The organism is Ancylobacter mangrovi (genome assembly GCF_024752355.1).
Taxonomy (GTDB): Bacteria; Pseudomonadota; Alphaproteobacteria; order Rhizobiales; family Xanthobacteraceae; genus Ancylobacter; species Ancylobacter mangrovi.
The window spans coordinates 64,044-79,065 of record NZ_JANTHZ010000008.1; the positions used below are offsets into that span (position 1 = coordinate 64,044).

At 67.4% G+C, this 15,022-nt stretch carries 14 protein-coding genes and 1 tRNA gene; 10 read left to right on the plus strand and 5 right to left on the minus strand.

Annotated features, from left to right (window positions below):
• Window positions 1-128 precede the first annotated feature (128 nt).
• Window positions 129-1,271: a site-2 protease family protein gene (locus tag NVS89_RS16885; protein ID WP_258733940.1), complete on the plus strand. Its 1,143-nt coding sequence runs from the start codon at window positions 129-131 to the stop codon at window positions 1,269-1,271.
• A 3-nt stretch (window positions 1,272-1,274) separates the two neighbouring features.
• On the opposite strand, the gene NVS89_RS16890 is transcribed toward NVS89_RS16885, so the two are convergent.
• A complete protein-coding gene (locus tag NVS89_RS16890) occupies window positions 1,275-1,529 on the minus strand; it encodes a hypothetical protein (RefSeq protein WP_258733941.1) in 255 nt (84 codons plus the stop codon).
• A gap of 196 nt (window positions 1,530-1,725) precedes the next feature.
• Between NVS89_RS16890 and NVS89_RS16895 the strand changes: the two genes are divergently transcribed.
• The 3 genes from NVS89_RS16895 to NVS89_RS16905 all read left to right on the plus strand — a co-directional run bounded on the left by NVS89_RS16895 (window position 1,726) and on the right by NVS89_RS16905 (window position 4,608).
• Complete coding sequence (locus NVS89_RS16895) at window positions 1,726-1,959, plus strand: hypothetical protein (RefSeq protein ID WP_258733942.1); 234 nt, start codon at window positions 1,726-1,728, stop codon at window positions 1,957-1,959.
• A 162-nt stretch (window positions 1,960-2,121) separates the two neighbouring features.
• Complete coding sequence (gene typA / locus NVS89_RS16900) at window positions 2,122-3,951, plus strand: translational GTPase TypA (protein ID WP_258733943.1); 1,830 nt, start codon at window positions 2,122-2,124, stop codon at window positions 3,949-3,951.
• 147 nt (window positions 3,952-4,098) lie between these two features.
• Window positions 4,099-4,608, plus strand: a complete 510-nt coding sequence (locus NVS89_RS16905) for a GNAT family N-acetyltransferase (protein WP_258733944.1) — start codon at window positions 4,099-4,101, stop codon at window positions 4,606-4,608.
• Between the two features lie 21 nt (window positions 4,609-4,629).
• Here NVS89_RS16905 and NVS89_RS16910 read toward each other — a convergent pair whose 3' ends face one another.
• Window positions 4,630-4,956, minus strand: a complete 327-nt coding sequence (locus NVS89_RS16910; protein WP_258734079.1) for a DUF167 family protein — start codon at window positions 4,954-4,956, stop codon at window positions 4,630-4,632.
• A gap of 32 nt (window positions 4,957-4,988) precedes the next feature.
• Window positions 4,989-5,267, minus strand: coding sequence for a YggT family protein (locus NVS89_RS16915; protein WP_258733945.1), 279 nt, complete (start codon window positions 5,265-5,267; stop codon window positions 4,989-4,991).
• A 170-nt stretch (window positions 5,268-5,437) separates the two neighbouring features.
• Here NVS89_RS16915 and NVS89_RS16920 point away from each other — a divergent pair.
• Window positions 5,438-5,513: transfer RNA gene (locus tag NVS89_RS16920), tRNA-Ala, on the plus strand.
• Between the two features lie 311 nt (window positions 5,514-5,824).
• Here NVS89_RS16920 and NVS89_RS16925 read toward each other — a convergent pair.
• Window positions 5,825-7,438 (minus strand): B12-binding domain-containing radical SAM protein, encoded by a 1,614-nt coding sequence (locus tag NVS89_RS16925; RefSeq protein WP_258733946.1) that lies wholly within the window; start codon window positions 7,436-7,438, stop codon window positions 5,825-5,827.
• 586 nt (window positions 7,439-8,024) lie between these two features.
• Between NVS89_RS16925 and NVS89_RS16930 the strand changes: the two genes are divergently transcribed.
• The 3 genes from NVS89_RS16930 (at window position 8,025) to NVS89_RS16940 (ending at window position 11,581) form a co-directional block, all read left to right on the plus strand.
• Window positions 8,025-8,669, plus strand: coding sequence for an outer membrane protein (locus NVS89_RS16930; RefSeq protein ID WP_258733947.1), 645 nt, complete (start codon window positions 8,025-8,027; stop codon window positions 8,667-8,669).
• 287 nt (window positions 8,670-8,956) lie between these two features.
• Entirely contained in the window at window positions 8,957-9,166 is a 210-nt protein-coding gene (locus NVS89_RS16935; RefSeq protein WP_258733948.1) for a cold-shock protein, read from the plus strand.
• 426 nt (window positions 9,167-9,592) lie between these two features.
• Entirely contained in the window at window positions 9,593-11,581 is a 1,989-nt protein-coding gene (locus NVS89_RS16940) for an autotransporter family protein (RefSeq protein ID WP_258733949.1), read from the plus strand.
• Window positions 11,582-11,813: 232 nt separating this feature from the next.
• Here NVS89_RS16940 and NVS89_RS16945 read toward each other — a convergent pair whose 3' ends face one another.
• Window positions 11,814-12,437, minus strand: a complete 624-nt coding sequence (locus NVS89_RS16945) for a hypothetical protein (RefSeq protein WP_258733950.1) — start codon at window positions 12,435-12,437, stop codon at window positions 11,814-11,816.
• Window positions 12,438-12,843: 406 nt separating this feature from the next.
• On the opposite strand from NVS89_RS16945, the gene dapF reads away from it, so the two are divergent.
• Both dapF and mtaB read left to right on the plus strand, forming a co-directional pair.
• Complete coding sequence (gene dapF / locus NVS89_RS16950; RefSeq protein ID WP_258733951.1) at window positions 12,844-13,728, plus strand: diaminopimelate epimerase; 885 nt, start codon at window positions 12,844-12,846, stop codon at window positions 13,726-13,728.
• Between the two features lie 4 nt (window positions 13,729-13,732).
• Window positions 13,733-15,022 (plus strand): tRNA (N(6)-L-threonylcarbamoyladenosine(37)-C(2))-methylthiotransferase MtaB, encoded by a 1,290-nt coding sequence (gene mtaB, locus NVS89_RS16955; RefSeq protein WP_258733952.1) that lies wholly within the window; start codon window positions 13,733-13,735, stop codon window positions 15,020-15,022.

The following is a 15,022-nucleotide window of genomic DNA, read 5'->3' on the forward strand; positions in this document are numbered from 1 at the left end:
CTTTGGTGAGGCAACACGAGGACGCGGCAGGGGTTCCCCGAAAGCCGCCCGGGAGGTCCGTGCAAATCCGCTGTCATGCAGGCGCGGCAGGGCTATGGTAACGCCACCCTGCCTCGAGGAGATGCCCCATGCCCTGGTCGCTTACCGTCGGACATGTCTATGGCACGGCGGTCCGCATCCACGTGACCTTCCTGCTGTTCCTGGTCTGGATCTGGGCGGCCTATTACCGGCAGGGCGGCAGCGGCGCGGCCTGGGAGGGCGTCGCCTTCGTGGCGCTGCTGTTCCTGTGCGTGCTGCTGCACGAGTTCGGCCACATCGTCGCCGCACGGCGCTACGGGGTGAAGACGCCGGAGGTGACGCTGTGGCCGTTCGGCGGCATCGCCCGGCTGGAGCGCATCCCGGAGAAGCCCTCCGAGGAGCTCGTGGTCGCCATCGCCGGGCCGCTGGTCAACGTCGTCATCGCGGCGGTGCTGCTGCTGTTCCTCGGCGGCCATGTCGGCATGGAGCACATCGAGAACATCGAGAACCCGCAGGTGAGCCTCGTCGCCAAGCTGGCGGCCGCCAACATCTTCCTTGTGGTGTTCAACCTGATCCCGGCCTTCCCGATGGATGGCGGGCGGGTGCTGCGCGCGCTGCTCGCCATGACCATGGGCCATGCCCAGGCGACCCAGACCGCGGCCTCGATCGGCCAGGCGCTCGCCATCGGGCTCGGCTTCCTCGGCATCTTCGGCAACCCGATGCTGATCGTGATCGCGATCTTTGTCTTCCTAGCTGCCTCCGGCGAGGCGGGCTCGGTGCAGATGAAGCAGGCGGCGCAGGGGCTGCTGGTGCAGGACGCGATGATCACCCAGTTCGAGACGCTGGGCCCGCAGGCGAGCGTGGGCGACGCGGCCGAGGCGCTGATCCGCACCACCCAGAAGGAATTTCCCGTCGTCGACGGCGCGGGGCACCTGCGCGGCGTGCTCACGCGCGACGCCATGATCCACGCGCTGCAGAAGAGCGGGCCGGCCTCCTCGGTGATCGAGGCGATGCAGGGCGAGGTGCCGACCGTGCCGGTGCGCTCCCCGCTCGACGCGGCGCTGCGCCTGCTCACCGAGAAGAGGGCGCCGGTGGTGGGCGTGCTCGACGCCGCCGGCAGGCTGGTCGGGCTGCTCTCGCCGGAGAATGTCGGCGAGATGATGATGCTGCGCGCCGCGCGCCCCGATGCGCGCTTCGGCCCCTGGGCGCGCCGCTCGACGCCCGGCCCGACCGGGCCGGGGATCGGCAGCTAGCGCTCAGTCGTCCTCCTTGACCCCGGTGACCGGCGTGAAGGAGGGCGGATCGCTCGCCGGGAAGCTCTCGTCCAGCGCCTCGTCCACGTCCTCCTCGGACCGCTCGGCCCCTTCGCGCGGCGGCGGGGGCTCGTTGCCGGTGATGCCGCTGAAGGAAGGCGGGTCGCTCGCCGGCATGCTTTCCTCGATCGCCTCGTCGACCTCCTTCTCGGGATAGTCGGCGGGGTTGATCGGCTCGCGGCCATCGGTATCGCTCATGTGTCGTCCCTCGGCTTCGTTGTCCCAAGAAGACTGGGTCGTTGCGGCCCTCTCTTCAAGATAGGGCGAACCCGCGCACACCTATTTCGTCCGGTCGGGAACCTTCCGCCGACCGGCGCGTTGTCCTCGTCCGCCGCGCCCCTGCGCGGGCGCGTGCCGGAATCGGTGCGAACCCGTTTGCGAGGAGGAAATGCGCATGACCACGGAACATGCCGCCGTGCGCCTGCAATACTGGCCCCCATCCCACACCGTCGACGCCCCCGATACCTGGCCGGACAGCTACGAGTTCGGCTCGCTCGACGACGCCGTCGCCTTCGCCATGACGCAGGCCCCGGCCCACCGCGAGGTCGCGTGGCTGCGCACCGCCGACGGCGAGGTTTTGAAGATGCCGCAGATCCGGCGCCTGTGGGAGCTGCGCGACGAGCAGTGAGCGCCGCGGCAGGGCCCGCGCACGCTGCGGCAGGCGCTAATTTGGGCGCTTCAGGGTGCCGCGCGGCGCCGTCATTGCCTTGACGGGCGTTCTGAGTATAGTGCGCCGCAAAATTCATTGCGGGCCCGGAAGCCTTCGGGTCCGCTTTTTGGTGTTTGATTCATGAAGCTGCGCAACATCGCCATCATCGCCCACGTCGACCACGGCAAGACCACCCTGGTCGACGAACTGCTGAAGCAGTCCGGCTCCTACCGCGAGAACCAGCGGGTCGCCGAGCGCGTGATGGACTCCAACGACCTGGAAAAGGAGCGCGGCATCACCATCCTCGCCAAGGCGACCTCGGTCGTGTGGAAGGATGTGCGCATCAACATCGTCGACACGCCCGGCCACGCCGATTTCGGCGGCGAGGTGGAGCGCATCCTCAACATGGTGGACGGCGCCATCGTGCTGGTCGACGCCGCCGAGGGGCCGATGCCGCAGACCAAGTTCGTGGTCGGCAAGGCGCTGAAGGTCGGCCTGCGCCCGATCGTGGCGATCAACAAGGTGGACCGCCAGGACGCCCGCTCCCAGGAAGTCATCAACGAGGTGTTCGACCTGTTCGCGGCGCTCGACGCCACCGACGACCAGCTCGACTTCCCGATCCTCTACGGCTCCGGCCGCAATGGCTGGATGGCCCATTCGGCCGAGGGTCCGCAGGACCAGGGCATGGCGCCGCTGTTCGACCTGGTGCTCGAGCACGTGCCCGAGCCGACCGTCGAGGAAGGCGCGTTCAAGATGATCGGCACGCTGCTGGAATCGAACCCGTTCCTCGGCCGCATGCTGACCGGGCGCATCTCCTCCGGCTCGGTGAAGCCCAACCAGACCGTCAAGGTGCTGGCGCAGGACGGCACGCTGGTCGAGCAGGGCCGTGTCTCCAAGATCCTCGCCTTCCGCGGCATCGAGCGCCAGCCGATCGAGGAAGGCGTTGCCGGTGACATCGTCGCCATTGCCGGCCTGCAGAAGGGCACGGTCGCCGAGACCTTCTGCGACCTCTCGGTGGACACGCCGCTCAAGGCGCAGCCGATCGACCCGCCCACCGTGACCATGACCTTCATCGTCAACGATTCCCCGCTCGCAGGCACCGAGGGCGACAAGGTGACGAGCCGCGTCATCCGCGACCGCCTGCTGCGCGAGGCCGAGGGCAATGTCGCGCTGAAGATCGAGGAATCGTCCGAGAAGGACAGCTTCTACGTCTCGGGCCGCGGCGAGCTCCAGCTCGCGGTGCTGATCGAGACCATGCGCCGCGAGGGCTTCGAGATCGCCGTCTCGCGCCCGCGCGTCGTCTTCACCAAGGACGCGGACACCGGCGAGGCGCTGGAGCCGATCGAGGAAGTGCTGATCGACGTCGACGAGGAATTCTCCGGCGTGGTCGTGCAGAAGATGAGCGAGCGCCGCGCCGAGATGGTGGAGATGCGCCCGTCCGGCGGCAACCGCGTGCGCCTCGTGTTCTACGCCCCGACCCGCGGCCTCATCGGCTACCAGTCGGAGCTGCTGACCGACACCCGCGGCACCGCGATCATGAACCGCCTGTTCCACGAATACGCGCCCTACAAGGGCGAGATCGCCGGCCGCAACAACGGCGTGCTGATCGCCAACGAGGCGGGCGAGGCGGTCGCTTACGCGCTGTGGAACCTCGAGGATCGCGGCCCGATGATGATCGAGCCGGGCTGGAAGGTCTATCAGGGCATGCTGGTGGGCATCCACACCCGCGACAACGACCTCGAGGTGAACGTGCTGAAGGGCAAGAAGCTCTCCAACGTGCGCACCACTTCGAAGGACGAGGCGGTCCGCCTCACCCCGCCGATCCGCATGACGCTGGAGCGCGCGCTGGCCTGGATCCAGGACGACGAGCTGGTCGAGGTCACGCCGAAGTCGATTCGCCTGCGCAAGCGCCTGCTCGACCCGAACGACCGCAAGCGCGAGGAGCGCCGCAAGGAAGCCGAGGGCGTCTGAGCCTTACAGGGCGCCCGCGCCCTGCCGCCCCACGGCCTGTCACCGCCTGCCGAAGTAGCGGCGGTGCAACGCCCTGGTGGATCGATCGTGCGTTCGCGGAGGAAAGCCCTTGATCCCGGGGAGCGCATTTGCTCCCATCAGGGGGCAATGAGCACGCTTCTTGTCGAGACTCGCCGGGCTCGCCCGACCGATGCCGCCCAGATTGCCGAGATCCACGACTCGGCCTGGCGGGTTGCCTATCGTGGCCTCATTCCCGGCGCCGAGCTGGAAAAGATGATCCAGCGGCGCGGCCCCCTGTGGTGGGAGACGGCGCTGAAGCGCGGCTCGCGCGTGCTGGTGCTCACCCTCGGCGACGCGGTGGCCGGCTACGCCAATGTCGGGCGCAACCGCGCCCGCGGCCTGCCCTATGAGGGCGAGATCTACGAGCTCTATCTGCGTCCCGAATATCAGGGCCTCGGCTTCGGCCGCCGCCTGTTCAACGATGCGCGCAAGGAACTGGCCAGCGCCGGCTTCGAGGGGCTCGCCGTGTGGGCACTGGCGGCGAACGAGCCGGCGCTGGGGTTCTACCGCGCGCTCGGCGGCATGGGCGTCGCCCGCTCCACAGAGACCTTCGGCGAGCGCACGCTCGAAAAGCTGGCCTTCGGCTGGAACGGCTGAAGCCGCCCTCTCCCGTGACCGCTAGCCCGCCACCGCCTGCTCCAGCCGGGCGGAAAGCTCGGCCGCGTCTCCGGTCAGCCTGAAGGTCTTCAGCCGCGCCGTCGCGCCCGAGACGAGCTCCACCCGCGACGGGGCAATGCCGGCGGCCTTTGCCAGCAGCCTGGCCAGCGCCGCGTTGGCCTTGCCGTCCTCCGCCGCCACCGAGACCCGCAGCTTCAGCGCCTCGCGCCCGTCGGCCAGCGTGACGATACCGTCGAGCGCGTCGCGCCCGCCGCGCGGCGTGGCGCGCACGGTCACGAGCAGCCCTTCCGGCGCCGCGCACCACGCGCGCGCGTGCCCGTCGCCCAGCGACCCAACTTCGCCCGGCGCGGGATTTCGGCTCAGAGCAGGATCTCGAACACGAGGTTGCGGATGAAGTAGAGGCCGATGATGAGGATCACCGGCGAGATGTCGATGCCGCCGAGATTGGGCAGGATCCGCCGGATCGGCGCCAGCACCGGCTCGGTGACGCGCCAGAGGAACTCGCCGATGCTGCGCACGACCTGATTGTGCGGATTGACGACATTGAACGCCACCAGCCACGACAGGATGGCCGAGGCGATGAGAATCCAGACATAGAGCGTGATCAGCGTGTCGAACAGCCAGAGAAGCGAGTACATCGCGAGCCTCGGAAGAGGGACCTTGGGCAGGCACCGGAGGGTATGCTTGTCATGATGCTTAAAGGCGCCGCCGCATTGCGGCAACCCCGATTCACAAGGCCGGGGAACGGAGCGTCGAGGCGCCTTGACAGCGGGCGGGCGGGAACCGTACAAGGCGCGGCCTGAAGCGTGGGGCCGTAGCTCAGTTGGGAGAGCGCTGCAATCGCACTGCAGAGGTCAGGGGTTCAAATCCCCTCGGCTCCACCAAATCGGCATTGAAATTCTTCGTGAATTTCGTCTCTCACTGATCTCATCCCAGCGCGATACACCGCTTCGCTACGACGCCGGCGAAATCCCGTGCGATGAAGCCGTGCGCGAGGCGCAGGCCACCGAACCCGACAATATCCGCCGGACGCGCGTCGGCACGCTCTCCTGCGCCGGGATGCGCACCGCACGGGCCGTGCGATGTCGACGAACCCGGCAGGATGGGAAGGCATTTTCGCAAGGCCGCGTGGCGGCGCCTCTCGCGGGCGACCGCGCTCGTCGAGAACGAGGCGGGCGCCGCGCTTGCGTCCGAGTCAGGCCGTCATGACGATGGCGGGCGTGCGCTCCGGGGCCGCCCATGAGCCATCCTCGATCGCCTCGATCTGGGAGGCGATCTCCTCGCTCACATAGCGGGCGAAGGGGCCGAGATGGGCGTAGAAAATCGCCATCTTGACCATGGCCGGGACCGCGCCGGGATTTGTCCTCATCCCCTGGCCGATCAGCCGCGTCATCTGCAGGGCGAGCTGGGGATGCCTGAACGCGGACTTCACCATGAAGCTCGTGAAGAGGCGGGCATCCGCCATGGAGCGGCCGAAGTTGAAGCTCTTGTCCACCGCCGGCGGCGGCCTGAGCTTCTCGCCCACGCGCCGGACCCGGTCGAAGAACGAGCGGGGCGTGTAGATGGACGACACGACCTGATGATAGTCGCGCAGGATGTCGATGCGCGGACGTTTCGTGTCGAAGTTTAGCCCGGCGATACACTGGTCGCCCGACACGCCCTCGTCGACATGGTCGCTGGCGAACAGCCGGCCCTCGCGGCCCAGCCGGGTGGTGAGCTGCGTGTTGGGCAAGGCGTAGAGCAGGCCGACCATACTGACAGGTATAGCGGCATCCTCGATCAGCTCGGCCATTCTCGCGCCCGCGCCCGGCTTTTCGTCGTCGAAGCCGAGGATGAAGCCCGCGATCACGACAATGCCGGCGGCGTAGATCTTCTCGAGGCTGACGACGATGTCGCGCCGGGTGTTCTGCTTCTTCTGCGCGGACCGCAGCACGTCCTCGTCCGGGCTCTCGATGCCGACAAAGACGGTGAAGAATCCCGCCTGCGACAGCAGCGCCAGCAGGGCCTGGTCGTCGGCAAGGTTGATCGAGGCCTCGGTCGAAAACTCGAACGGGTGGCTGTGCGCCTTCTGCCATTCGATCAGCGCCGGCAGGAATGCCTTCACGGCCTTCTTGTTGCCGATCAGGTTGTCGTCGACGAAATCGACATGGCCGCGATAGCCGAGCGCGTAGAGCGCATCGAGCTCCGCGAGCATCTGCTCCGTCGTCTTGGTGCGCGGGACGCGGCCGTAGAGCTCGATGATGTCGCAGAACTCGCAGGTGAACGGGCACCCCCGCGAGAACTGGACGCCGACGAACAGGTAGTTGCTGAATGTGAGGAGATCGAAGCGGGGCACCGGCGAGCGCGTCACATCGGCCTGGAACTTCGGCGCGGTGAAGTCGCCTTTCGTCTCGCCGGACGTCCAGGCGGCGATGAAGTCGTCGATGACGTCCTCCGCCTCCCCGAGCACGCGGAAGTCGGCAGCGGCGTAGAGTTCCGGGCTGGAGGTCGCATCCGGGCCGCCGACGGCCACGAGCTTGCCCGCGGCGTGTACGCGGTCGATCAGGCGGAGCGCATTCTCCTGCTGGGGCAGCATGCCGCTCATCAGCACGAGATCGGCCCAGCCGAGATCGCGGTCCGACAGCTCCTCGACGTTGCAGTCGACCAGCCGCAGGACCCAGTGCTCAGGCAGCATCGCTGCGACAGTGATCAGTCCGAGCGGAGGAGCCGGATAGCGCGCTCCCACCAGCGAGCATGTCTCACGGAAGTTCCAGAACGAAGGACCCGCAAACCGTGGGTACACGAGCAAGACCTTCGTCTGCTGCCGCATCCTGTGTCCTCCGGGCAAGGGACCTGAAATCGGGTGACCTGTCGTACACGCCCGATGACTATAGGCAGATTTTGGAAAAGTTACGACAAGTAGATAAGGTAAGAAAATGCTACTATTTTTCGACGATAATCGGCCAATCAGTGCCGCTCGCGGAGCGTTTTCTTTCTACCTCCAGTTGACCTATCGCTACCATTATACAGATTGACGGATTTTATTGTATTTTCGTTGCCCCCGCGCAGCCATTTCGAGACGGCAACCCGGCCGGCGCGCCGAACTAGCCATCGGCCCGGCTTGCCACGCCGGCCGCCTTTGAGCGTCACGCCCTTACCACCAAAGACGGAGGGTATCGGGTGGAATCGGCAGCAATCAGGTAGAATAATAGGGATGCCGCTACGTAATATTTGCCTTGTACCGCTTCCGACCTAGTCTCCACAAACCGCCCAAACGGTAACATTCGGCGATATCTAGAAATTTGCTTCAAATTCGGTGGCGAACATTTCTCTACGAAGTGTGACCATTAAGCACTGGTACACCAGTTGCGTGGCAGGATATTCATCGATCAGTAAATACACGCGAGGGAAGTCACATGCGTAACGGGATACTGACGTCAGTCGCAGTGCTGCTGCTGGGCTCCTCCGCCTTCGCAGCCGACCTGCCGGTGAAGGCACCGGTCATGGCGGTCGAGCCGGTCCCCGTCTTCACCTGGACGGGCTTCTATCTGGGCGTGAACGCCGGCTATGGCTGGGGCTCCTCCGATTTCAACAGCGGGCTGAAGCTCGACAACCAGGATGGCGGCCTCGTCGGCGGCCAGATCGGTTACAACTACCAGCTCGCCAACCAGATCGTGCTGGGTGCCGAGGCGGACCTGCAATATTCCGACCTGAGCGACAGCGCGACCTTCGACAGCGGCAGTTCGGTCAGCAGCAAGCTCCGCTATTTCGGCACGTTGCGCGCCCGGCTCGGCTACGCCTTCGACACCTGGCTGCCCTATGTGACCGGCGGTCTCGCCTATGGCTCGAACAAGGTGAGCTTCAACTATTCGACGCCCGTCGACGAGAGCAACACCCATGTCGGCTACACGGTCGGCGGCGGCCTCGAATATGCGTTCTCGCAGAATATCAGCGCACGGGTCGAGTATCTCTATACCGACCTCGGCGAGGAGACCTATGTCGGCCGCAAGGTGGACGTGGACTTCAACACCGTTCGCGCCGGCCTGAACTACCGGTTCTGATCGCGATGCCGGCGGCGACCCGGATGATCGGGCCGCCGCCTCGTCCGAGATCGGCATGACGTGAAGGACGCGCCGCCTGCACGACCTCCGTAGCGCTTGTTTCGCGCCGAAATGGAACGGGTCTTGTGGGAAGCGCGCGTTTCGGCTAGCATTAATCATCGATCTTGCATGTTGAACTCAGTTTTGCGCAGAGCTGCGCCGGGCGAATTTCCTCTCAAATCGATGCCAACGTGACGCTCGCGCGGTGCGGGCAATCGAATTCCTATGTCGACTGAAAGGACATCGTCATGGCGACAGGTACTGTAAAGTGGTTCAACGGCCAGAAGGGCTACGGCTTCATTCAGCCCGACCAGGGCGGACCGGATGTGTTCGTCCACATCTCGGCGGTGGAGCGCGCGGGCCTTCCGGGCCTGAGCGACGGCCAGAAGATTTCTTATGAAATCGAAGCCGACCGCCGCAGTGGCAAGCAGTCGGCGGCCAACCTCAAGGCCGCCTGAGGCATTGTCTCCAGTCCCTGACCACGGATGTACTGGCAGGGACCGTTGAGGCATTGGGAGAGGCCGGGGCAACAACCCGGCCTTTTTTCATTTCCGGGCCGCATCCGACCGCGCGGCCCGCATCATCTTCCGGGCGCCGCCCCGCCGCGGCTGCGACATTTTGCCTCAACGATCGCACGGCGCCGTCGCGCGACCGCCATCCGGCGGGAGGCGGCCTCCCCCGCGCGGACGCTTCGGCGTCTGGCCGCCGCGGGCGAATGAAAGTATCTCCACACCGCTGAATGCGTTACCAAGGGTGACGCCGGGTGCCTGCCGACGCAGTTCGCTGCGCGCTTGACCTCCGGAACCGCGGCCATTTCTGATGGCCCGGGGCGCCGTTGCGCCGGATCGGGCCGGTCCGGTGCCGGCAGACATGCTGGGGGGCATATGAAAGCGGGCATTCCGAAGCGGGGCCGACGCGTCGGCGGTCTGTGCGGTCTGGTGATCCTCGCGCTGCCGTTCGCGGGCCGCGAGGCGCATGCGCAGTCGGTGTGGGATCCGGTGATCAGCGACACCTACTGGTACGTGACCGTCCCGCAGATGCTGGCCTTCGCCTCGCCCAGCACCAGCTTCGCCAACCCCATCCCCGTCGGCGACCAGACCCTGTGGTCGCTCGGCACCTCGACGAACGGCGTCTTCACCGGCACGAGCTCGGCGACGCTGGCGATTGGGCCCACCGACAGCCTCACCGACACGACCATCCAGGGCCTCGTCACGCCGGACGGCGAGATCACCATGGTGTTCACCCCCACGGATGGCGGCACCACCACCATCGGCATCGGCCGGATGCAGGTGGAGGGCGGGACGACCACCATGGAGATGCAGATGATCACCGGCACCGACCTGCTGGTGAGCCATTGGGCCTACATGGTGCCCTACGATCCCGCGACCTTCACGCCGCCAGCCGCACAGGTGGTGCCGAGCAACCTGTCGCCGCAATGGGCGTGGACCGAAGGCACGCCGTGGCGCATCGTCAGCCCGGCCGCCTTCGGCACCAGCGAGGCGGGCACCTTCATCATCACCGGCTACAAGAGCGGCTATTTCTGGGGCCAGGGCGTCCGCCCGGACGGTACCACCTTCACGCTGCTGGGCTCGATCACGCCGCAGGGCCGGGTGCTGTTCAACACCCTCACCGACAGCAGCCTGATGAGCCTGTATGGCGGCATCGAGGGAGATGCGTCGACGGCGCAGATGCTGCTCGGCGCCTATGACGAGACCGCCCTCTTCACCGGCGACATGACCTATATCCATGTCGTCAGCCCCTATCAGAACGCGGCCACCGCCACCGCGAACTGGTCCGCCGTCGATGCCGCGCGCACGCTCTATGCCGTCGCCGGCACGGAGGCCGGCCTGACCGGCGCCATGGCGCCGGTGACGAGCGTGCTCAACGACCTGTCGGGCTATTCGCTCTCCGCCGCCCTGAGCGAGACCTTGCCCGTGCTCACCGGCGCGGCGACGCAGGCGACGGCGAACGTCCAGCGTATGCTCGGGCAGGTCGTCTCCAACCGGCTGGCCGGCACGGACGCGTACGCGGATCGCACGATCTGGGTGCAGCCCCTCGGCGGGGCCGGCAGCCAGGCCGGGCTGAGCGGCAATCCCGGCTACGACATCAGCGGCGGCGGCTTCGCGATGGGCGCCGACACGGTGCTGGGCGAGGATACGCGGCTCGGCGGCCTGTTCGCCTTCTCCAGCAATTCCGTCACGTCCAATACCGATCCGGCCAATGCGAGCATCGCCGCGAGCTCGGCGAACCTCAAATCCTACGTGCTGGGCCTCTACGGGTCGCATGCGATCATGCCGGGGCTCGATGTCCTGTTCTCGGCCAAGGGCGGCCTCGTCGACACCTCGACCTCGCGCAGCATCTCCTTCATGGGCAGTTCGGCCGAGGCCGACTATGACAGCCGGGTGCTGGCGCTGAGCGCCGGCTTGCGGAAGACCTTCGCGGTCGGCGATGGCGTCACCCTCATGCCGACGCTTCGGCTCGACTATCTCAAGGTCGATTCGGACGACTACCAGGAGAGCGGCGCCGGGCCTCTCGATCTCTCCGTCCAGTCGCAGGACTACAGCGAGCTGTTCATAACGGCGGAACTCGCCCTGCGCATCGAACTCTCCGACGCGCTCGATCTCACCGCGCACGGCTCGGCCGGCTACAACACCCTCGACACGACGAGCGAGGCGACCGCGGCCTTCGCCGGCGGGGGCGGCACGTTCGTCGTTCCCGGTGCGGAGGTCTCGCCCTGGCTGTTCGGCGCCGGCGTCGGCATCACCTCGAAGGCGGCGTCCGACGTCACCGTCGGCCTGTTCTACGACGCGCAGGCGAGCGACACGGGCTATTTCAACCAGATCGGCTCGGTGAAGCTCTGGATGCGCATCTAGGCGTCGTCTGTGCGAATCGCGGACCGCCCGGCGCCGCGGTGTGCCGGACCGAACGTCGGCGCCATCGTCTAAGGCATTTAGGTAACAACCGGATCGGCGCCCCCCCGGCATCGCTGTGTCGCTAAGCGAAAAACGAGGCGCCGCAAGGGTCCGCGGCGCATGTCGGGGCCGGATGTGCACGCCCGTCATGCTATCGTGCCGGGACGGCCTGGTGCGGTGCAGCGGGAGGTATTTACACTTGCGAGATCGAGTTCGAGATCACCGGGCAGCCGGCGCTCACCGCCTCGGTCACCGTGGTGGTGCCGGCGGCATGGCGGTTGGTCGAGATCGGCATGATGAGCGCCGCCGCGCCGGCATAGAGCGCCTTGAGCTCCTCATAGTCGATGCCGACCAGGAACCGGACCCACGGATTGGCCGCCTCGCGCGCGCCGTCCGACTTCTTGGAGGTCGAGACGCGGACGATGTCGAAACTCTCCGCCAGCCTGTCGACCACCGCCTCGTCCCGGTCCGCGTCGCCCACCACCAGCAGGAACGAGGAGGGCGCGCGCTCGGTCTCGAAGAAGGCGACGTCCACCAGCGGCATGGCGCGGTGCAGCTTGCGCCGGATGAACCGGTGGGAGCGCAGGTAGCGATAGGTGCGCTCGTCCATGGCGTGCACCTCCGACGCGAGGAGGCAGACGAACAGGAAGCGCAGCCACGCCACGTGCCGCCGCCAGCCATTGGTCTGCGTCGGCACGCCGAACGTCAGGAACACCAGCTTGAAGCGCGGGGCGGAAAAGATCTTCTTCAGCGAGGGCCGCCAGGTGAAATAGATGCCGTCGCCACTCAGGGTTGCTCGGAACGGCTCCGCGGTCATTCCGCAGGCCTGCGCCGCCTGCCTGATGCAGTAAAGGTAATGACGGGGGGTCTTCCGCGACCACTTCTTTCCCTGAACTTCCTGCCAGGGATCGTCATCATAGAAGACCGTCGTCATTGAGTTTCGAACTCTCCGACCGGGGCGACAATCTCGAGCGATTTGCGACTCGCCGGCGGGTGCGCGACCGTACCGGGCTAAGGGTTCGTATAGCTTGATTTGCCGTGCGCCTCTAGGTGGTTACTCCCATTCATACCGCCGCCCGGGCGACAAGGGAGAAGCTAGGCTTTTTCGGCAACATGCGGGTGCCCGGCGGTATGCGATGCCTGCGGGCCCTGCGCATCGGCGCTGGCCATCGGCGGGGCTGTCGCCATATAAGGGCGACGATCATCCGCCACGATCGCGAGCCATGGCAGCGCTGGAAAATCGACCCTTCGTCAAGATGAACGGTCTCGGCAACGAGATCGTCGTCCTCGACCTGCGCGACGCGCCGCTCGCGGTGCCGGCGGCGGAGGCGCGCGCGCTCGCCCGCGCCGACGTGCTGCCCTTCGACCAGATCATGGCGCTCTACCCGCCGCTCCACGAGGGCACGAGTGCCTTCGTGCGCATCGTCAATGCGGACGGTTCGGAAGCTGGCGCCTGCGGCAACGGCACGCGCTGCATCGCGCTCTACGAGGCCGGCCGCACGGGCCGCCATCACCTCGTATTCGAGAGCGTCGCCGGACTGCTCGACTGTACGGTCAAGCCGGACGGCGTGACCGCCGATATGGGCGTGCCGCATTTCGGCTGGGCCGACATCCCGCTCGCCGGCCCGGTCGCTGACACGCGCGAGCTGGAACTGCAGGCCGGGCCTTCCGAGGCCCCGTTGCTGCGCGCGCCCGCCGTCGTCAATGTCGGCAATCCGCACGCCATCTTCTGGGTGGACGACCTCGACGGGATCGACCTCGCCCAGTACGGGCCGGAGCTTGAGCACCACCCCGTCTTTCCCGAGCGCGCCAACATCTCGCTGGCGAAGATCGTCTCGCCCGAGCACATCGTGCTGAAGGTCTGGGAGCGGGGCGCCGGCCTCACCCGCGCCTGCGGCTCGGCCGCCTGCGCCGCCGCCGTCTCCGCAGCCCGCCTCGGGCGGACCGGCCGGCGCGTGCGGGTGACGCTGCCCGGCGGCGATCTGTTCATCGACTGGCGCGAGGCGGACGACCACATCCTCATGACGGGCCCGGCCGAGTACGAGTTCGACGGCCGGCTGACCGCCGCCATGCTCACCGACGACACGCCCCACGTCGAAGTGAACTGACGCGATGACGGTCGAGGTGGTGACATTCGGCTGCCGGCTCAACGCGCTCGATTCCGCCAGCGCGCAGGCGCTTGCGACCCGCGCCGGGCTGGAGCGCGCCGTGGTGGTCAACACCTGCGCGGTGACGGCCGAGGCGGTGAAGCAGGCGCGCCAGTCGATCCGCCGGCTGAAGCGCGAGGACCCTTCCCGCCGCATCGTCGTCACCGGCTGCGCGGCGCAAATCGACCCGTCCGCCTTCGCGGGCATGGGAGAGGTCGACCGCGTGCTCGGCACCGCCGAGAAGCTCGATCCGATGCGCTGGGCCGAGACCCGGCAGGCGCTCGATTTCGGCCGAAGCACGGACGAGGGGGGCCAGAACGAGCGGATCGCGGTCGGTGACATCATGAGCGTGCGCGAGAGCGCGCCCCATCTCATCGACGGGGTGGGCGAGGCGATCGAGGGGCGCACGCGCGCCTTCGTCGAGGTCCAGACCGGCTGCGACCACCGCTGCACCTTCTGCGTCATCCCCTTCGGGCGCGGCAATTCGCGCTCGGTGCCGATGGGCGCGGTGGTGGAGAGCGTGAACCGGCTGGTCGAGGACGGCTATGGCGAGATCGTGCTCACCGGCGTCGACCTCACGTCCTACGGTGCCGACCTGCCCGGCGCCCCGCGGCTCGGCACGCTGGTGCGCGCGCTGCTCACCCACTGCCCCGGCATGCGGCGGTTGCGGCTGTCCTCGCTCGACGCGGTCGAGGTCGATGACGAGCTGATGGCCGCCATCGCCGGCGAGGAACGGCTCATGCCGCATCTGCACCTGTCGCTGCAGGCGGGCGACGACCTCATCCTCAAGCGCATGAAGCGCCGCCATTCGCGCGCCGAAGCCATCGCCTTCTGCGCCCGCATCCGGCGGCTGCGGCCGGACGTGGTGTTCGGCGCCGACATCATCGCCGGCTTTCCGACCGAGACCGAAGCGCATTTCCGCCGTTCACTCGACCTCGTCGACGCCTGCGGGCTGACGCATCTGCACGTCTTCCCATTCTCGCCGCGCCCCGGCACGCCGGCCGCCCGCATGCCGCAGGTGGCCGCCGGTACCGTGCGCGAACGCGCCCGGCGCCTGCGCGAGAAGGGGGCAAGCGCGCTGCTGCGCCATCTCGCGGCCGAGGTCGGCACCACGCGCGAGGTACTCGCCGAACGCGGCGGCGTCGGCCGCACGCCCGGCTTCACGCCGGTCCGCCTGCCGCGCCCGGTGGCGCCGGGCACGCTCCTTTCCCTTCGCATCGCCGGCCATGACGGCGCGCGGCTGATCGCGGCCTGA